The 18188-nt window shown below is 32.7% G+C and carries 19 protein-coding genes; 10 read left to right on the forward strand and 9 right to left on the reverse strand.

The window, feature by feature from the left end; all coding sequences use genetic code 11:
* Window positions 1–6: 6 nt before the first annotated feature.
* The 8 genes from ACYQ1E_RS10015 to fbp all read right to left on the reverse strand — a co-directional run bounded on the left by ACYQ1E_RS10015 (window position 7) and on the right by fbp (window position 7330).
* The gene (locus ACYQ1E_RS10015; protein ID WP_459878824.1) at window positions 7–837 is read right to left on the reverse strand and encodes a hypothetical protein; all 831 of its coding nucleotides are present in this window, start codon (window positions 835–837) and stop codon (window positions 7–9) included.
* On the reverse strand, window positions 810–1550 hold the full coding sequence (locus ACYQ1E_RS10020) for an outer membrane protein assembly factor BamD (protein ID WP_459878827.1): 741 nt from the start codon (window positions 1548–1550) through the stop codon (window positions 810–812). Before ACYQ1E_RS10020 ends, ACYQ1E_RS10015 begins: the two co-directional genes overlap by 28 nt.
* Window positions 1551–1554: 4 nt before the next feature.
* Window positions 1555–2475: a thioredoxin-disulfide reductase gene (trxB, locus tag ACYQ1E_RS10025; protein ID WP_459878830.1), complete on the reverse strand. Its 921-nt coding sequence runs from the start codon at window positions 2473–2475 to the stop codon at window positions 1555–1557.
* Entirely contained in the window at window positions 2476–2796 is a 321-nt protein-coding gene (gene trxA / locus ACYQ1E_RS10030; RefSeq protein ID WP_459878833.1) for a thioredoxin, read from the reverse strand.
* Window positions 2797–2850: 54 nt separating this feature from the next.
* The gene (locus ACYQ1E_RS10035) at window positions 2851–3192 is read right to left on the reverse strand and encodes a tRNA (adenosine(37)-N6)-threonylcarbamoyltransferase complex transferase subunit TsaD (RefSeq protein WP_459878836.1); all 342 of its coding nucleotides are present in this window, start codon (window positions 3190–3192) and stop codon (window positions 2851–2853) included.
* A 52-nt stretch (window positions 3193–3244) separates the two neighbouring features.
* On the reverse strand, window positions 3245–4906 hold the full coding sequence (locus ACYQ1E_RS10040; RefSeq protein WP_459874985.1) for an IS1634 family transposase: 1662 nt from the start codon (window positions 4904–4906) through the stop codon (window positions 3245–3247).
* A 294-nt stretch (window positions 4907–5200) separates the two neighbouring features.
* The gene (gene tsaD / locus ACYQ1E_RS10045) at window positions 5201–6298 is read right to left on the reverse strand and encodes a tRNA (adenosine(37)-N6)-threonylcarbamoyltransferase complex transferase subunit TsaD (RefSeq protein WP_459878839.1); all 1098 of its coding nucleotides are present in this window, start codon (window positions 6296–6298) and stop codon (window positions 5201–5203) included.
* 9 nt (window positions 6299–6307) lie between these two features.
* Window positions 6308–7330, reverse strand: coding sequence for a class 1 fructose-bisphosphatase (gene fbp, locus ACYQ1E_RS10050; RefSeq protein WP_459878843.1), 1023 nt, complete (start codon window positions 7328–7330; stop codon window positions 6308–6310).
* Between the two features lie 314 nt (window positions 7331–7644).
* Here fbp and larE point away from each other — a divergent pair, with 314 nt between their 5' ends.
* The 10 genes from larE to ACYQ1E_RS10100 all read left to right on the forward strand — a co-directional run bounded on the left by larE (window position 7645) and on the right by ACYQ1E_RS10100 (window position 16404).
* Window positions 7645–8478, forward strand: a complete 834-nt coding sequence (larE, locus tag ACYQ1E_RS10055; protein WP_459878850.1) for an ATP-dependent sacrificial sulfur transferase LarE — start codon at window positions 7645–7647, stop codon at window positions 8476–8478.
* Window positions 8448–9557 carry a DUF362 domain-containing protein gene (locus tag ACYQ1E_RS10060; protein WP_459878855.1) on the forward strand — a complete coding sequence of 370 codons (1110 nt, stop codon included), beginning with the start codon at window positions 8448–8450 and terminating at the stop codon, window positions 9555–9557. The genes larE and ACYQ1E_RS10060 overlap by 31 nt, the downstream gene beginning before the upstream one ends.
* 264 nt (window positions 9558–9821) lie before the next feature.
* Window positions 9822–9980, forward strand: coding sequence for a nucleotidyltransferase family protein (locus ACYQ1E_RS10065; RefSeq protein ID WP_459879348.1), 159 nt, complete (start codon window positions 9822–9824; stop codon window positions 9978–9980).
* A 16-nt stretch (window positions 9981–9996) separates the two neighbouring features.
* Window positions 9997–10203 (forward strand): type II toxin-antitoxin system HicB family antitoxin, encoded by a 207-nt coding sequence (locus tag ACYQ1E_RS10070; protein WP_459878858.1) that lies wholly within the window; start codon window positions 9997–9999, stop codon window positions 10201–10203.
* A gap of 135 nt (window positions 10204–10338) precedes the next feature.
* Window positions 10339–10635 carry an FmdB family zinc ribbon protein gene (locus ACYQ1E_RS10075; protein WP_459878861.1) on the forward strand — a complete coding sequence of 99 codons (297 nt, stop codon included), beginning with the start codon at window positions 10339–10341 and terminating at the stop codon, window positions 10633–10635.
* 12 nt (window positions 10636–10647) lie between these two features.
* Window positions 10648–11943 carry an adenylosuccinate lyase gene (gene purB / locus ACYQ1E_RS10080; RefSeq protein WP_459878864.1) on the forward strand — a complete coding sequence of 432 codons (1296 nt, stop codon included), beginning with the start codon at window positions 10648–10650 and terminating at the stop codon, window positions 11941–11943.
* Between the two features lie 54 nt (window positions 11944–11997).
* A complete protein-coding gene (pyrE, locus tag ACYQ1E_RS10085; RefSeq protein ID WP_459878866.1) occupies window positions 11998–12561 on the forward strand; it encodes an orotate phosphoribosyltransferase in 564 nt (187 codons plus the stop codon).
* Between the two features lie 15 nt (window positions 12562–12576).
* Entirely contained in the window at window positions 12577–13839 is a 1263-nt protein-coding gene (locus ACYQ1E_RS10090; RefSeq protein ID WP_459878868.1) for a L,D-transpeptidase family protein, read from the forward strand.
* The gene (locus tag ACYQ1E_RS10095; protein WP_459878870.1) at window positions 13824–15554 is read left to right on the forward strand and encodes a M99 family carboxypeptidase catalytic domain-containing protein; all 1731 of its coding nucleotides are present in this window, start codon (window positions 13824–13826) and stop codon (window positions 15552–15554) included. The genes ACYQ1E_RS10090 and ACYQ1E_RS10095 overlap by 16 nt, the downstream gene beginning before the upstream one ends.
* Window positions 15555–15570: 16 nt before the next feature.
* Window positions 15571–16404: a sugar phosphate isomerase/epimerase family protein gene (locus tag ACYQ1E_RS10100; protein ID WP_459878872.1), complete on the forward strand. Its 834-nt coding sequence runs from the start codon at window positions 15571–15573 to the stop codon at window positions 16402–16404.
* Window positions 16405–16444: 40 nt separating this feature from the next.
* Here the strand turns inward: ACYQ1E_RS10100 and murJ are convergent, their stop codons facing one another.
* Window positions 16445–17953 carry a murein biosynthesis integral membrane protein MurJ gene (murJ, locus tag ACYQ1E_RS10105; protein ID WP_459878874.1) on the reverse strand — a complete coding sequence of 503 codons (1509 nt, stop codon included), beginning with the start codon at window positions 17951–17953 and terminating at the stop codon, window positions 16445–16447.
* Between the last annotated feature and the right edge of the window lie 235 nt (window positions 17954–18188).

Consider the following 18188-nt stretch of genomic DNA (forward strand, 5'->3'; position numbering starts at 1 on the left):
ACAAACTTATTCTATTTTAAAAATAGAATATTGCTCAACAAGAAAATCATTTATATCTAAGTGGGGGAAGAACCAAAAGGTTTCTAAGCCCCTTCCAAGTATAAGGAATGGTGAAGGGAAAGGGGGTAAATTTAGGCCGCACTCTGTATATATGACATCAATATCTCTGAGTTTGCTTGTGGGGTATGATTTTTTAAAATCATCATAAGCTATCTCTGAAATGTTTAGGGATGGATGGGCTATCTGGATATGTTTTACATTTATAGAGGATGAATCACTTTTTTTTACTACAAGGCCGTATTTAGGCAAATTTAAATATTTAACTGGCTCTTTTAAAGTAGGTAAGGGTGTTCCTAAACTAAAAAAGGACCAATAAGGGTCAAAGTCTACATTGATGTGAGAGAGTTTTTTTTCATCTAGATTGTATACATGAGAAATCCCTAAAAACTCTAGAGTAACCAATAAATTTATAGGCCACTTTGGATAGTTTCCTATAACAAAAGTATCAATACCCAATATTCTGGGAATTAAGATAAGGGCGATAAGTTGGGATGGAGAATTAAAATCTTTAGACAAAAATGCAACTATCCCCCTCTTTTTCTGTTGCACTTCTATTATCTTGAGACCTTCTAAGGTGATTTCTCTCTTTTTATTAAACCTAGATTTAAAAAATTCATTTTCCAAGAATAAATAGTTCAAATGAATTGACTTTTTTATAATTGATTTTACATAAGTATCTATATGGTCATAGGCTCTATCAAATTCTTTTTCATCTAAAGGATAAATGATCTTTTGTTCAAGAAAATTTTCTATAACCATCTTTTTATTTTTGTCCAAAAACCGCCATATTTTTTTTCTCTTTTTTCCTCTGACAACTTTAATTCATACTTAATATGTGCTATCTTAGCCATATATTTTGAATATTCTAAAATATCCTTAAATTCTGGAAAATTTTGTTGAATATAAAGATATCTTTTCCACGCCCCTTTGTATCTTTTTGTTCTAAAATAAAAATTAGCAACATATATCTCATGTTTTGCAAGAATATATCTACACTTTTTTACCATTTCCTTTGCTTTTTGCACATATTGTGATTTTGGATATGCCTCTATCAATCTGGTAAAATAAGAAATTGCTTCGTGGATACAGAGCTGAGGAAGGTCAATACTTGGTTTTTGGTAGAAATTAGACATCCCTATTTGGAAGATTACATAGTCTATGTTTTTATGTCCAGGATGTAAGGACTCAAATTCTTTATAAGCTGTTTCAGCTTCTTCGTATTTTTTAGCATAAAAATAGCTATCTCCAAGAAGAAGTTCTGCCCTAACTGTATAAGGGCTAAAGGGGTATTTATCCTTCATTTTCTCGAAGTACTCAATAGCCCTATCATAATTTTTTTCACTTAGTGCTTCTTCTCCTGCCTCAAGGAGTTCTAAGGGAGTTTGAGGTTTTGGCTTAAGGAAATAATAATCTATAATTCCACAACCAGAAAACAACAAAAAAATGAAGATAACCGATATTAAGAATCTTATTCTCAAGTAATTCATCATCTGATTAATCTCTTTTTTGGAGAAAAAGGTATGCGGAGTGAGCAGCTTGTGCACCATCACCAACTGCAGTAACCACTTGTCTACAGGTTTTTGACCTTACATCTCCAGCTGCAAAAATTCCAGAAAGATTTGTCTCCATTTCATTGTTAGTTATTATAAAACCTCTTTCGTCAACTTTCATAGTTCTTGGAATAAAATAGCTATTTGGTGCTAAACCAATAAACACAAATACTCCATCCACTTTTAATTCTGCTTTAGATTGAGTTTCTTTGTTCAATATAAGGATTTCTTCTACCTTCTCTTTTCCCTTTATTTCTTCAACCACTGAGTTGTAGATAACCTCAATTTTAGGATTGCTTAGAACTCTTTCTTGATAGACCTTATATCCTCTAAATTGATCCCTTCTGTGGATGAGATATACTTTCTTTGCCAATTTTGACAGATAAAGAGATTCTTCTAAAGCTGTATTACCTCCACCAATACAAGCTACCACCTGGTCCTTAAAAAACATGCCATCGCAAAGGGCGCAATAGGATACCCCTTTCCCCAAAAGTTCCTCTTCTCCTGGTATTCCCAATTTTTTGTGACTCGCTCCAGTACAGATTATTACACTCTTGGCTTTAACCTCCTCACTTGAGAGTTTCACTTTATTATTTTTATATGCATGTTCTATTTCCAGCACCTCATCTGTAAATTTATCGAATTCAAAAGAGGACAGGTGTTTTTCCATTTTTGCCATAAGTTCATATCCTTTTATTCCTTCTGGGAACCCAGGGTAATTTTCAATGAGTTCAGTATTTAGTACCTGTCCTCCTGGGGCGAATTTTTCTGCCCATCCAATTTTTACACCAGCCCTTAACAAATACATACACGCGGTGATTCCAGCAGGTCCTCCACCAATAACAAATGCTTCATATTCTTTCATTTAAAAAGCCTTTTCATCTATCATTTTTTTGAGGTTACTTTTAGCCACGGCGCCGGTAACCTGGGAAACTACTTCGCCATTTTTAAATAAGATGAGAGTGGGGATTGCCCTGATACCGTATCTACTTGGAGTTGAAGGATTTTCATCTACATTCATTTTAACTATTTTTACCTTCCCGTCATACTCCTTTGCCAACTCTTCTATAACAGGTGCTATAGCTCTACAAGGTCCACACCATGGTGCCCAAAAATCCACTAAAACTGGGAGTTCACTCTTTAAAACTTCTGTCTCAAAATTGTTGTCAGTGACTGCATTTGCCATAATTTTCCTCCTCTTAAATAAAACATTTTAAATCTTTGGATTGAAAACAAGATATTAATAACAGGTGTTAATTGTCAACTCCTGTTTTTTTGAATAGTCAAAAGGGATGGTTCTTCCCCTGGGGATAGCATCTATATCAAGGGGGTGAACATATCCATTTTCAAATAAGATCTTGCCAGCATAGGCTATCATAACTCCATTATCAGTACAAAATCTTTTTTCTGGGAAATATACAGGAAGCGAATGCTTTACACCAAGCTGTAGTAAATATTTTCTAATTATAGAATTGGCAGCAACTCCTCCAGCCACCAAAATTGACTTTATTTCCTTAATTTTTTTTAAAGCCCTGTCAAGTTTTATCTCCCGACTTTGATAGTTAAAAAGTTTAAAAATCAATTATATTAGCATGTTATAATTTTAAAAATGAGGGAATTTTACCTACAAACCTTTAGAGTGATGGAAAGAGATATTTTTTCATTTCCTCTTCAGACATTATGTGTTTCATATTTTTTATTTTAAAAATTTCAAACATCTTACTTGCCAATTTATTATGTTTGGTTTTGAGATAATATTTCTTACCATTTATGTCTGTTTCTATTGCATTTATCTCTTTTAAAGCATTTATTATACCAGCTGAAGTAATTACCATGTCCTGAGTTTTTTTATTGTATTTTAATCTATGTTCTATATGTTTTAATAAAAAATAGGCTAAAAACGAGACTATAATATGACCTTTTATCCTTTTAGGAGTGTAATGATAAATAGGCCTTATATTCAAATCAGTCTTTAATTCTCTAAAAGCACTTTCAACGTTATATATTTGCTTATGGATTTTTATCACTTTTAGTGCTGGCATATTAACATCTGAACACGCCAAAGTATAATATCCGTCATATTTTTTATCTTCTTCTATTTTCTTTAAATTTAATCTATATCTAACTTTGCCACCATCACAATATTTTTCTATATATTTTTCTTTACCTTTTATTTTATTTTTTTGAAGCTTTTTTATAACTTTATTAATTAATTTATCTCTTTCTTTTTTGTCTTTTAATGTCCTTTTATCTGAATATGTAGCTACTATTTTATGATTTAATTCAATCTCTTGATAACTTTTTGAAGTCTTTACCTTTCTTTTTTCTAGGACCTCAAATTCCTTATATGCATAGACTCCTTCTTTCTCATTATATGTTATAACTTCATATCCTTCTTTATCTAATATTTTATCTTGGATTTTAGTATTTTTGAACTTATATCCTACTATATATTCATATCCCCTTTTTTTAATCTCCTTTAAATTCAAAGAATTACTTATACCCCTATCGGCAACTACGATTATTTTTTCTAATTTATACTTCTTTTTTAGCCTATCAAGACTGTCCAACAACGTCTTACTTTCTGCTTTATTTCCTTCATATATATCAAAACTTATAGGAAATCCATCAGAATCTATCAATAATGAGAGAACTATCTGAACTTCATTATTTTTATGATCTTTACTTAAACCATATTTCCTTAATTCATCTTCTTTTTTACTCTCAAAATATAATGTAGTTACATCAAAAAAACATACTTTTAATTCCCTATCTATTAATTTTAAACTCCTGTGAAATAAATATTCTTCTAATTCCTCTTTGCATTCTTCTAACATATCTAAAGTTTTGTATAAATCCTGAAGAGATAATTCTTCATTAAGATATAAAAACATATCTTTATTATTAAAATACCCTAACTTAGATAACTCGCTTACTAACAATCTGTTTATCACCAAAGTAAAAACCGTTTTTACAAAATCAAAAGCAACTCTTCTTTTTTTTAATAGACTCGAAAAAAAATTACCCAATTTATATTTATTCCAGATTTCTTTAATAATAATATAAGAATAATTTTTAATACAAGCCTCTTGAGTGTTAATTTTATCAATAGAAGTAAAAACATTTTGGGCATAGAGTTCGAACAATTTTTCAAAAGCAGGAAACATAAGATGGAGCTTGTCGGCCCTACCGAGATTAGCCACGGTTTTATGTCTAACTTTATTATCTTCAGTTCTATAAGAATAAACAATGCGAACATATTCATAGCCTTTGACCTTAGAAACTTTAAGGAACATACTCCCCCCTTTAGTTAGACTGCATAGATATGTTAATAAATTCTTTATTTTTAGTCAATAAAAAAGTATTAATATTGTAAAGTTAGGACTACAAAATTTTTTGATAAAAAATATATGTAACTGATCTGATTAAACTTTTATAAAAAAATACCCCCAAATTCCACTAATTTCCTACTCTAACTGTCAAAGTCGGGTTAAAACTTCTGTCTCAAAATTGTTGTCAGTGACTGCATTTGCCATAATTTTCCTCCTCTTAAATAAAACATTTTAAATCTTTGGATTGAAAACAAGATATTAATAACAGGTGTTAATTGTCAACTCCTGTTTTTTTGAATAGTCAAAAGGGATGGTTCTTCCCCTGGGGATAGCATCTATATCAAGGGGGTGAACATATCCATTTTCAAATAAGATCTTGCCAGCATAGGCTATCATAACTCCATTATCAGTACAAAATCTTTTTTCTGGGAAATATACAGGAAGCGAATGCTTTACACCAAGCTGTAGTAAATATTTTCTAATTATAGAATTGGCAGCAACTCCTCCAGCCACCAAAATTGACTTTATTTCCTTAATTTTTTTTAAAGCCCTGTCAAGTTTTATCTCCAGGGTCTTTGCTACACAATGATTAAAGGATGAGCATATTTTACATATAAAGGGGCTGGACTTACTTATCTGGTCTATGTCTAATTGGGTTGGCATTTTTTTTAATCTAATCTCTGGGTGATTATTTAAAAAATTGAGAACAGCGGTTTTGAGTCCGCTAAAACTAAAATCTAAATTATCATTGTCTATATAAGGAAGGGGGAATATTTTTGGATCAGGAGTAGTAAGATTAGCTAAAGTGTCTATATATTTACCTCCAGGATAGGGAAGATTAAGCAATTTAGCAGTCTTGTCAAATGCTTCACCTACTGCATCATCTAGAGTCTTGCCTAATAATTCAAAATTTATTGGATCGAGGATTTTATATATCTGAGTATGGCCCCCTGAGATAAGGAGGCCGAGTGCTGGAAATTCAATTCTATTTTCAATAAGACATGCAAGAAGATGGGCATGAAGATGATTTACTCCAATTAGGGGGGTATTTAGAGAAAGACATAATCCTTTGGCAAATCCAAGACCAACGAGGAGACTACCCATTAGCCCAGGCCCCCTTGCTACACAAACAACATCAATTTGTTCAGGAGATAACGAAGCTTCCTTAAGGGTTTCTTTAAACAAAATAGGGATAGCTTCCAGGTGATTTCTTGAGGCGATTTCCGGGACAACACCACCATAAATTGCGTGAATGTCTTCCTGGGACAAAAGTTTCTCACAAATAATTTTTTCGTCTTCTAAAATTGCTACTCCAGTTTCATCGCAGGATGTTTCAATTCCAAGATATATAGTCATGGGAGTTGATTACTCACCTTTGGTTTCTTTATATATTTCTCTAACTTTCTCCACCTCTTTTTTGGAGCCTATAAAAAGTGGGGTTCTTTGATGCAATTCCTGGGGTTCTATGTCTAAAATACGGTTATATCCATCAGTGGCCATTCCACCTGCATGCTCTACCACCATGGCAAGTGGTGAGGCCTCATATAGTAATCTGAGCTTTCCTCTGGGCTTTTTTGGATCCCTGTAGTCTGCAGGATACATAAATATTCCGCCATATAAAAGAGTTCTGTGAAAATCAGCAACTAAAGACCCTATGTATCTCAAACTGTACAATCTACCTAAATCACTATTTGGATCTTTAAAAGTAGATACTACTTTTTGGGTAGTGCCATCCCAGTAGTTCCAGTATGCCTCGTTCACTGAATATATTTTGCCCTGTTCAGGAATTCTGATATCTGGATGGGAAAGTAAAAACTCGCCCACTGTGGGGTCCAGGGTAAAACCATGAACTCCTCCATCTTTTGTAGTATAAACCATCATTGTAGAAGGTCCATATATGAAATAGCCTGCAGCTACCTGCTCTATTCCTTTTTGGAGCACATCGCTTAGTTCCACCTCTGGTCCAACCCTTTCTTTTTTGGCCCTATATATGGAAAAGATAGTTCCAATATTAACATTTGCCTCAATATTTGAAGATCCATCTAGGGGATCAAAAACAAGAAAATAATCTCCAACAGGCAGGCCATGTGGTATCTGGATTATGTCAGCGTGCTCCTCTGAAGCCATTGCACATAAGACCCCAGCCCTTTGCATCCTGTGAACTATCACTCTATGGGCATATTCATCTAATCTGGTTACCTCCTCTCCATGGACATTTTTGTCTCCAGTATACCCTAAAATATCCACCAACCCAGCCTTGTTTACTTCTCTTGAGATTATTTTTGCAGACAAGATAAGTTCGTTTAAAAGTCGCGTAAAACGACCAGTGGCCATGGGGACCTGCTTTTGATGGAGTAGCAGGTGTTCTACAACTGTTACCTGTCTCATTTTCGGCCTCCTCCTTTAAATTTATCTGGCTATTGCCTTGTTTAACAATACAAATTTTTTTTTAATCCTGTTCCCTGCTAGTATTCTCTTAATTTTTATTTTATACCCTAATCTCCTATAAAAAATTCGTTATATTTAAATTATACCAACAAATTTTTTTTTAAGCAATGTGAATTTTTCAATAAAAGAAAGACTTCATGGGATTACTCTTTTAGATGGAAAAAAAGAGGATATAAAAGATTAATGCTAGAGCTATATTTAAACTTGAAAATTTTGTCTAGACTATATCTATAGGTTGATTTAAATTCAAAATTATGGACATCCACTCCAAAATTAATAAATTAAAAAAAATTCTTCAAACCTTGCAGCCTGGAATTATAGCAATCTCAGGCGGACTGGACAGCGCGGTGCTGGCAAAATTTATAACTGTACATAATCTTGACTTTACAGGAATTTTTTTTAGAGGAAACCACATGACTCATTATGAACAGAAGTGGGCAAGAGAAATTTTTAAAAATATCAACATTGATTATTCTGAGTTTGAAATTAATTTATTAGAATTAAAAGAAGTTAAAGAGAACCATAAAAAGAGATGTTATTTTTGTAAAAAATATTTATTTAGCCAGATAAAGGAAAGAACTCAAAGCAGAACCATAATTGAAGGCTCACATGTGGATGATTACAAAGAATACAGACCTGGTATAGAGGCATTAAAAGAATTAAAAGTTATAAGTCCTTACAACTTAGTTGGCATGTCAAAGAAAGAAATTTATAGCTTAGGATCTGAGTTAGGCCTGCCTGTCGATAGATTCCCGGTAAGACCATGCCTTTTAACAAGATTTCCTTATAATACAAAGATTGATCCAAAGATTTTAAATTGTTTAAATAGGGCCGAGAGTTATATTTTAGGGTTGGAACTTCAGAATTTTAGAATAAGGATAATAAATGGAGAATACAACCTCCATGTATTAACCAGAGAAAAGGACCTTTTTTTAAGAAAACAAAATCAAATAATTAATGAATTAAAAAGGTTTAATGTAAATATAAAGAGGATATCTTTTGTAAAAAAATTATCTGGTTTTTTTGATAAAAAAATTAAAAAACAGGGGGAGATATTATGGCTAGTCAAGTATTTTTCTGGAACTTAAGGACATCATTTAAGGCACCTTATGAGAAAAAAATAAAAAAATTATTAAGCACCGCTGGATTTTTAGAAAAAATAGAATCCAAGGATCTGGTTGCAATTAAAATGCATTTTGGAGAAAAGGGGACAACAAGTTTTATATCTCCTATCTGGGTACAACCTATTGTGAAAATCCTGAAAAAAAGCGGGGCAAAATGTTTTTTAACTGACACAAACACTCTTTATGTTGGAGATAGAGGAGAGGCGGTTTCGCATGTTTTAAGGGCAACTAAACACGGGTTTGATCCTGCTATTGTTGGAGCTCCAGTTATCATAGCAGATGGGTTAAAGAGTACTAATGAGATTGTTTTAAATTATCAAGGGAAACACTTTGAAAAATATTATTTTGGAAAAGATTTTTTTGAAACAGATGCAATGGTAAATTTAAGCCATTTTAAAGGGCATGAATTAACTGGTTTTGGTGGTGCAATTAAAAATATAGGTATGGGGTGTGCTTCAAGAAAAGGAAAAATGCAGCAACATAGAGGTCTTGGACTAAAAGTTAAAAGAGAAAATTGCGTTGGATGCGGCAGGTGCATAGAGTCTTGCCAGGCCAAAGCCCTTTCTTTAGATGATGAAAATAAGATAGTAATTGACAATGAAAAATGTGTTGGTTGTGCCAACTGTCTTTTAGCATGTAGAAATAATGCAATATATATAGACTGGAAAGTAGATGTAAAGGTCTTTTTAGAAAGACTCACAGAATACTTTGCAGCATTTATTTCTAATTTTAAAAAACCAATTATCCATATAAACTTTATTATGAATGTCTCTCCTTTATGTGACTGTGCAGGGTTTAGCGATGCACCAATTTGTCCTGATATAGGTGTTGTAGCTTCCTATGACCCTGTAGCTGTTGATAAAGCAAGCCTTGACATGGTAAATCAAGCAATAGCAACAAACGTGGGTCAATACAAAGAGGATCCCACTAAACACCTAGACAAATTTAAGGCTGTCCATCCCCACACCATGGGAGAATATCTGCTAGAATATGCTGAAAAATTAGGGGTAGGTCAAAGAAAATATGAATTGGTTAATATCTAACCCTAGACAATTAATAACTTAGCTGATATTGACTTGATTTCCACCCAAATTATACCAAGGAGGATAAATCATTATGGCCAGACACAAAAAAATTGAAAGGAGAAAAGAACTTGATCGCAGGAGGAGGAGAAGGAGAAAGAGACTAAAGCTGAGAATCAAAGAGGCAAAGGCTGCTAAAAATTCGTGACAAAATAGTAAAATAAGGGCAGCCTATACAAGTAAATAAAAGCGTCATGGAAAATAGAGCTAAAATAGTAAAAAAAAATTAAAGAGCAATATGGCTTTTTAGCAAAGCAATATGGAATTCGCCAAATAGGTATTTTTGGTTCTGTAGTAAGGGATTCAGCAGGGCCAAATAGTGATGTGGATATAGTATTCGACTTTGAACGCCCAATAGGATTGAAATTTATGGAATTTATTTGAAGGAAAGAATAAAATTATGAGAAAACGATTTACACTTGAATATTGGATTGACGAAGGTTGGTATGTAGGGAAATTAAAAGAAGTACCTGGTGTATTCAGCCAAGGAGAAACTCTTGAAGAGTTAGAAGAAAACATAAAAGAGGTATATCAGCTTATGATGTCTGAAGAAGATTTTTTACCCTCAGAAAAAGTATTTAAAAAAGAGCTGGAAATACAAGTGTGAAACGAAAAGAATTTATTAAAGAATTAGTGAAAGCCGGTTGTTACTTAAAAAGACATGGATCAAGGCACGACATTTATATAAATCCTAAAATATGTATAGTTTTTAAAAAAATTTTTCACAAGGAGGTGAGAGATCATGCCCATTTATGAATATGAGTGCACATCTTGTGGACACAGGTTTGAACAATGGCAAAAGGATTTTAAAGAAAGAGATGTTGTTTGTACTGTATGTGGCGCAAAGGCCAAGAGGCTCATTTCTAATACATCCTTTATTTTAAAGGGCTCAGGCTGGTATGTAACAGACTATGCAAGGCCCAAGACATCTAGTAAGGGAAATGGTAAGGATGGAAATGGAACAAAACCAAAAACAGGAACTGAGCAGAGTAGTAGTACTTCAACTACTTCAACCCAAGCTACACAAAGTAATAAATAAAAGGCATTACTTATGATTGAAAGATATACCAGAAAAGAATTTGGAAATATTTGGTCACTAGAAAATAAATTTAGAAAGTGGCTTGAAGTAGAACTGGCTGTTTGTGAAGCCTGGCACAAACTTGGTTACATTCCCACAAAAGATATTGAAGAAATTAGAGCAAAGGCCGATTTTGACCTGCAAAGAATCCTGGAAATAGAAGAAATTACAAAACACGATGTAATTGCCTTTTTAACAGCAGTTGAAGAAAAGGTGGGTTCAGCATCTCGGTACATTCATCTTGGATGCACATCTTCAGATATAGTCGATACAGCAAATAGTCTGCTGCTTAGGCAGGCTGGAGAGATTATTTTAAAGGATATAGAAGCTATACTCTCCCAGTTAAAAGAGATGGCTTATAAATACAAATCACTGGTGATGATTGGACGAACCCACGGAGTTCATGCAGAACCTACCAGTTTTGGATTAAAATTAGCTACTTTTTATGCTGAATTTAAAAGACAAAGGGATAGATGGAAACAGGCACTAAAAGAAATCAGTGTGGGAAAAATTTCAGGGGCAGTTGGGACCTATGCCCACCTGCTCCCTGAAGTGGAAAAAATAGCATGTGAAATATTGGGACTTGAAGTAGATCCAATATCAACTCAAATAATCCAAAGGGATAGATATGCTTTTTATTTTAGTGTCCTGGCCCAAATTGGTGGGACCATTGAAAGGCTCGCTTTAGAGTTAAGACATTTACAAAGGACTGAAGTCCTTGAAGTAGAGGAAGGTTTTTCTAAGGGACAAAAGGGCTCTTCTGCTATGCCCCATAAAAAAAATCCTATATCTGCAGAAAACCTATGTGGCCTTGCCAGGTTGGTCAGGACAAATTCCCTTGCAGCCTTAGAAAACATGGCCCTGTGGCATGAAAGGGATATCTCCCACTCCTCTGTTGAACGGGTCATAATGCCTGATTCTACAATATTAATAGATTACATGTTGAATCGTCTGATTAATGTTTTAAAAAATCTAAAGATAAATAAAGAAAACATGGAGAAAAATCTCTACTTATCTTTTGGTCTGTTCTTTTCCCAGCGCATCCTTATTGCCTTAATAGAAAAAGGATTAAAAAGACAAGAGGCCTATGAAATGGTTCAAAGGCAGGCCCTTAAAGCATGGAATGAAAAGGTGCTCTTATATGACTTAGTAAAAAATGATCCAGACATTACAAAATATTTAAGCAAGGACGAAATAGACGCCCTCTTTGATGTAAATTATTATTTAAGATATGAAGATGAAATATTTAAAAGGGTCTTTGAAGATTAAAAAATAAAATAATTTAGTTAGCTTTATAGTAAAATATTGTCTGAGAAAAGAGAGATGGAAGAGTTAAAAAAAAGACTTGCAAAATTACTTATAGAAAAATCTTATATTGAAAAGCAAGTAACTCTGACTTCTGGGAAAAAGAGCAATTATTATTTTGATTGTAAGCCAACATCCCTCCATCCAGAAGGGAGTTATATAATTGGAAAACTGTTTTTTAAAATGTTGCCTGAGGATGTTCAAGGCGTAGCAGGCATGAGCTTAGGGGGAGATCCTCTGGTAACAGCAGTAACTGTTGTATCTTATTTAGAAGGAAGACCTTTACCTGGATTAATTGTGAGAAAAAAGCCAAAAGCACATGGAATGCAAAATTATGTAGAAGGACTTAAAAATTTTAAAGCTGGTCAAAGGGTTGTTGTGTTAGAAGATGTGATTACCACAGGAGGAAGTGCTTTACTTGCTTGTGAACGAATTAAAGAAGTAAATCTTGAGGTTAACCACATTTTTTGCATTTTAGACAGACAAGAAGGTGGAAAAAAAAATATTGAGGAAAATGGTATAAAATTGATTTCTATTTTTACAAGGGAAGATTTATTCAAGCTAGCTTCTTTTAGAGTTTAAATTTCGTTGTTCCAAATGAATAGAAAGAGATTGAAAATTATTGGTATTATCATATTTATTTTTTTGTATGTGCAATTTAGTCCAGCTCAATCAATCATCTTAATACCCCAAAAACATCTTCCAACCTATCTTATTGCAGTTGATAAAAGCAAACAGCGCCTTTTTTTGCTGGGATATAACGGCTCCCTAAATATTATAAGCCAAATGTGCTGTTCCACTGGTTCAAATAGTGGAGATAAATTCCTTCAAGGTGACGAAAAAACTCCTGAAGGTATTTATTTTATAACAAGAAAAGTAAAAAGGCCCCTGGATGTATCTTTATATGGAAATTTGGCTTATGCAACAAATTATCCAAATCCAGTAGATAGATTGTTTGATAAAGATGGAAAAGGTATATGGCTCCATGGTAGGGGAAAAAAATTAGTGCCCTACGATACTAGAGGCTGTATAGCTGTTAAAACAGAAAATTTAAAAAAAATAGAGAAATACCTAAAACTAAAATATACTCCTGTTTTAATTGCATCACATATTTTTATTAAACCAAAGGACAAAAAAATACAAAAAGAGATTAATATCTTAAAAGAAAGATTATTTAAGTGGATAACCCATTGGAAAAACAAAGATAAGTTTTTTTTTACTTATTATGACCCTCTTTCTTTTAGTAAGACAAGCCGTCTCTCTTTTAAAGCATTTATGGCCAAAAAACAAACTACTTTTTCTCGATACAAATGGATTGATATTTTTATATCTCAATTAAATATAATTCCAGGGCCATATTATTATGTAACTTCATTTTTTGAATTATATAGAAGTCCAGTATTCACATCTAAAGGACTTAAAAGACTCTATTGGATGAAAATAAACGGTCAATTTAAAATAGTTGCGTCCGAATGGATTCAGATGCCAATTAATTTAGATGCTGAATATTTGACCTATCATTCAGATAGGTTAGTAGCTTTTTTAAAAAAATGGAAATCTGCATGGGAACATAAAAATGATATTGTCTATGCAAATTATTATGATAAAAATGCAATACAAAATTCATATATTGGATTAAATTCCATTATTAAACATAAAAAAAGTATTTGGAGAAAATCAGGTAACATCAAAATCTCTTTTAAAAATATTAATATAGTACTACATAAAAAGGGTTTTTTGATAAAATTTATACAAAAATATGTAAGTAACAATCATAAGGATATAGGCAATAAAATTTTAATAGTATATCCATTTAAAAATTCTTACAAGATAATTGAAGAGAGATGGTTTCCGCTATAAAAAGTGCTATAAAAAAATTAGTTATTTTTTTGCTTTTAATATTATTTACATATGTACAAAAGTGTTGTGCATCTAGTATAAAACAAATAGTGTTTTTTAAAAATACCAGTTTTCCTTTAAGATGTTATTTTTTAAAAGGTGACATAGAAGGGCCGACTATTTTAGTTCAAGGCGGTATTCAGGGAGATGAAATTACTGGGGTATTAACAGCAGAAATCCTGAGTCATGCAAAAGTAAAAAAGGGAAATTTAATAATTATCCCAAGGGCTAATGTGCTAGCTTTATTACATAACATACGGGGTATAAATGTAGATTTAAATAGAAGATTTGATAGAGAATATAAAAAATTTTATGAAGATTTCCTCGCTAGGGCAATAAAATTAATTGCCTCCTTTAGTGATGGCTTAATTCACTTGCATGAGGGTTCAGGGTTCTATAGTCCGGTATATATAAATAATTTGCGAAATCCAAAGAGATTTGGTCAATCATTTATTATTGATACAAGTGTATATAAAAAACGTATAAATTTAGAAGCTGTTGTAAAAAAAGCAAAGTCAAAATTAAATTCCTATATTAAAAATAAACACTATTCTTTTAAAATATTCAATACCAATACAATATCTTCAAATACCAAATATCCTGAACAAAAAAAATCATTTAGTTATTATACATTAACTCAGTTGATAAAACCATCCTTTGCAATTGAAGTTAGTAAAGATATCAAAAATATTCTCTGGAAGACAGATGTACAGCTTAGAGCAACTCAATATCTCTTATCCGAGTTAGGGGTAGATGTAGTAATCCCTGACATAAGAAATTATTTTAAATTGATGAATCAGCAAATTAAAAGAATAAGTATATTTTTAAATAATGAAGAGATCACTAACAAAAATAGTATTGAATTGCCCCCTTATATCAACTTTTCTATAAAAATAGATACCAAAGAAAAATTTTATCAAGAAATTGGATTTATATCCAATAAAATCCCATGGTTAAATTTTCTTACCTTGAATTATCTTCCCTACAGAGAAATTAAATCCTTAATTTTAACTATAGACGGCAAAAGAATCAAAAAATGGAAGTTAAAACAGAGTAAAAGGCAAATCCCCTATCATTCCGAACAGGAAGATATTTTTGTCTGCCAATTAAATAATAGAGTTCTCTTTGTTCCAAGTGGTGAATCAATTTCTGCCTTTAATGGGGATAGGTTGGTATTATTGGGCCTGTTAAATGGCTCAGAAAATGAGGTTATAAATTTAAAGGGATATTTAACAAGAGCAGGAAAAAATAGAGGTCAAGACCTTTATTCAGAAATAATTTTAAACAGGGATTTTTTTATCTCAAAATATATAACTTTTTCAAGAAACAAAAAATCATGGTCCTGTGATGTTGTAGCTCAAGACAGTGTACATTCCAATTTGTTTTTTAGAATCCTGGTAAATTCCTTGCCTCCTACTTACTTAAGCTTCTATAATAAAGAGAGAGAGGCTATCATTGCCCTTGACTCTTTCAGTAGAATGGAGTTACCAAAAGGTTCATACAGGGTGTATTTAATCCCATCTTTCTTAAATACAAGAATAGTGTTGCTTAAAAATGGGTTTCCCTTTGAGTGGAAAGAGGGAATTTTTTTAAAAAAAGGAGAAAAGATTAATTTTATAGCAATAGATTCTAATCTAGGAGTGATAAAGGGAAAGGTGAGTTTAATCGGCATCTAAAAAAGCGAGGATCCTCATGGTAAATTATTTTGTAAATCTTCCATTAAGATATATCTACAGGGATAGAACATATCTTGAATATTTTATTGCCCATAGAGCCAATCCAGAACTAGGAGTAGATGCCATTGCAATAGAGAAAATAGATAAAAAATGGCATAAAGCCACGGCCAATGAAATATTTAATGCAGGTCTTGTGTGTTCAATACACTTGCCTTTTCATGACTTGCAGCCAGGAAGTATAGACGATTATATTTTAAATGCTACTAGAAAGAGATTTGTATCTGCACTAGAGATAGCTAAAATATACAAACCCAAATTCATGGTTGCCCACGCCAATTTTATCCCACTTTACCTAGAACTATTTTCTTCATGGTTAAAAAGGGCAGTTGAAACATGGGAATTAGTCCACAATGAGTGGCCAGACCACCCTCCTATATATCTTGAAAATGTAAGGGAATATGATCCACGACCTCTAGCAGACCTTTTTTCTGAGCTTAGCCATATAAATATAAAATTTTGTTTTGATGTGGGACATTGGGCAAGCTATAGTGGCGGAATAAGGTATCAAAATATGTCTCTTTGGATACAGACCCTGGCACCTTATTTAAAACATTTGCACTTACATGATAATGATGGAGTTGCTGATAAACATCTTGGACTTGGAGTAGGAAGTATCCCATGGTCAGAACTATTTGCAGGATTAGAATTATTAGACTTAGCTCCAACAATTACTTTAGAACCTCATACAAGAGAAGATTTAGAAATTTCATGGAAATTCATAAGAAAACATCCGTCATGGTTTAACAGGCTGGGAATTAGAAAGTCTTTTATTCCTGAAATTTTTAATTAGTTACACAATTTTATCCAAATCATAATGATTTCTCATCAGTTCATTTTGTCTTTTTTAAAAATCTCAAAATAAACATAGCCTCTTCTATGCCCATTTGTGAGCAGATAAAAAGATACAAACCCCCAATTAGTGGTATAGACAAGATAGAAAGGGTGTTTAAGGAAGATAGCTTGAGGCAGGATAAATATATAAATAGACTTAAGATATTAAAAATAAAAAGCTTTTTTTGTATTTGAATCCATTGACCAATCTTTTTAAAGAGCAAATAGGATAAAAGTAACACATTTACCCATGATGAAATTGATACAGCTAAGGCAAGGCCAAAATATTTAAGGCCTTTCATAAGCAAAACTCCACTAACAAGGTTAACAATAAGGCAAATTGAAGCTATAATTGCGGGAGTTTTTGTGTCTTTTAGGGCATAAAATGATGACACCAAGGTCCTAACCAAACTAAATGCTGGTAGTCCAAGGCCATATGCAATAAGACAAAGAGAAGTGGCATGCACACTGTATTCGTTAAATGCACCCCGATAAAATAACAACTTAATAATCGGAGTTGATAATCCTATTAAACCAGCAGTTGCTGGAAGACAAATAAAGAGTATCAAATAAAGGCTCTGGTTTAGGGTTTGTTTGAATTTTGTTATATCTTTTTGTGCGGCAAGATTTGATAAATCTGGAAGGGCTGCTACACTAACAGCCACTCCAAAGATCCCCAAGGGAAATTGCACCAATCTGTCAGCATAATAGAGATAAGAGACTGATCCTGATTCTAGATATGAAGCTAAGATGGTATTTAATACAATATTCAGCTGATATACTGCGGCCCCAAACACAGATGGGAGCATGAGTTTTACAAGTAATTTTAGTCCCTTATGCTTTAGGTCAATCTTTCCAAACCATGAAAAATTGAATTTTTTTAATACAGGTTGTTGCATTAAAAATTGCAGAATACCAGCGAGTAATACTCCGTATGAAAGGGCCAATGAAATATTTATTTTTTTAACATATGCGATGTAGCCACTTGCAATTAAAACTATGTTTAAAATACAGGGTGCAAGGGCTGGAGATGCAAAATGTCCAAGTGAATTTAGTATTCCCATACAAAGTGCAACTGCAGAAATAAAGATAATGTATGGAAAACATATCCTGATTAGCTTTGTGGTGAAATTAAATACATCAGGCCTGTTTTTAAAACCAGGGGCAATTAACGAAGTGATATATGGGGCAAAAATAATAGCAAAAATTGTGATTATGGATAATACAAACAGTAACCAATAAAATGTAGATCTGGCAAAACAAAATGCAGAATCTTCCTCTTCTTTTATCTGGAGGTTTTTAAAAATAGGGACAAATGCCATTGTGAGGGAGCCTTCAGCAAATAGCCTTCTTAAAAGATTTGGGACCCTAAAGGCCACAAAAAAGATATCTGCCATTGCACTGGTGCCAAGAAAATAGGCAATTACCACATCTCTTAAAAAACCCAGTATCCTGCTAAGGAGTGTGGCACCAGCAATAATAGAGGTATTTTTTATTAGTCTTGACATTTGATTGTATTATTTTTGACAATTTTATGAATGAAACTTTATCATTGAATGATTGGTCTAAATAACATACAATTTAACGCAACAAAAGTAAAAATATCTAATAGGAGACATGACGCGTCAGATTTGCGTCAGATTTGCGTCAGAAGGAGAATAAGGATAGAATAAATAGAAGGTTTTCCCTGGAATAAGCAATTTGAAGATTCAAAAAAAGTTTGTTTGTAAGAGTGGCCTTTAG

This window comes from Desulfothermus naphthae (assembly GCF_054657475.1).

What these genes read in the sequence shown, in the direction of transcription:
- murJ (WP_459878874.1), bottom strand. Translation starts at nt 17,953, where the DNA reads ATGTCAAGACTAATAAAAAATACCTCTATTATTGCTGGTGCCACACTC.
- pyrE (WP_459878866.1), top strand. Translation starts at nt 11,998, where the DNA reads ATGGAAGAGTTAAAAAAAAGACTTGCAAAATTACTTATAGAAAAATCT.
- ACYQ1E_RS10040 (WP_459874985.1), bottom strand. Translation starts at nt 4,906, where the DNA reads ATGTTCCTTAAAGTTTCTAAGGTCAAAGGCTATGAATATGTTCGCATT.
- ACYQ1E_RS10100 (WP_459878872.1), top strand. Translation starts at nt 15,571, where the DNA reads ATGGTAAATTATTTTGTAAATCTTCCATTAAGATATATCTACAGGGAT.
- ACYQ1E_RS10060 (WP_459878855.1), top strand. Translation starts at nt 8,448, where the DNA reads ATGGCTAGTCAAGTATTTTTCTGGAACTTAAGGACATCATTTAAGGCA.
- ACYQ1E_RS10090 (WP_459878868.1), top strand. Translation starts at nt 12,577, where the DNA reads ATGAATAGAAAGAGATTGAAAATTATTGGTATTATCATATTTATTTTT.
- ACYQ1E_RS10095 (WP_459878870.1), top strand. Translation starts at nt 13,824, where the DNA reads ATGGTTTCCGCTATAAAAAGTGCTATAAAAAAATTAGTTATTTTTTTG.
- trxA (WP_459878833.1), bottom strand. Translation starts at nt 2,796, where the DNA reads ATGGCAAATGCAGTCACTGACAACAATTTTGAGACAGAAGTTTTAAAG.
- larE (WP_459878850.1), top strand. Translation starts at nt 7,645, where the DNA reads ATGGACATCCACTCCAAAATTAATAAATTAAAAAAAATTCTTCAAACC.
- purB (WP_459878864.1), top strand. Translation starts at nt 10,648, where the DNA reads ATGATTGAAAGATATACCAGAAAAGAATTTGGAAATATTTGGTCACTA.
- ACYQ1E_RS10070 (WP_459878858.1), top strand. Translation starts at nt 9,997, where the DNA reads ATGAGAAAACGATTTACACTTGAATATTGGATTGACGAAGGTTGGTAT.
- tsaD (WP_459878839.1), bottom strand. Translation starts at nt 6,298, where the DNA reads ATGACTATATATCTTGGAATTGAAACATCCTGCGATGAAACTGGAGTA.
- ACYQ1E_RS10075 (WP_459878861.1), top strand. Translation starts at nt 10,339, where the DNA reads ATGCCCATTTATGAATATGAGTGCACATCTTGTGGACACAGGTTTGAA.
- ACYQ1E_RS10020 (WP_459878827.1), bottom strand. Translation starts at nt 1,550, where the DNA reads ATGATGAATTACTTGAGAATAAGATTCTTAATATCGGTTATCTTCATT.
- fbp (WP_459878843.1), bottom strand. Translation starts at nt 7,330, where the DNA reads ATGAGACAGGTAACAGTTGTAGAACACCTGCTACTCCATCAAAAGCAG.
- trxB (WP_459878830.1), bottom strand. Translation starts at nt 2,475, where the DNA reads ATGAAAGAATATGAAGCATTTGTTATTGGTGGAGGACCTGCTGGAATC.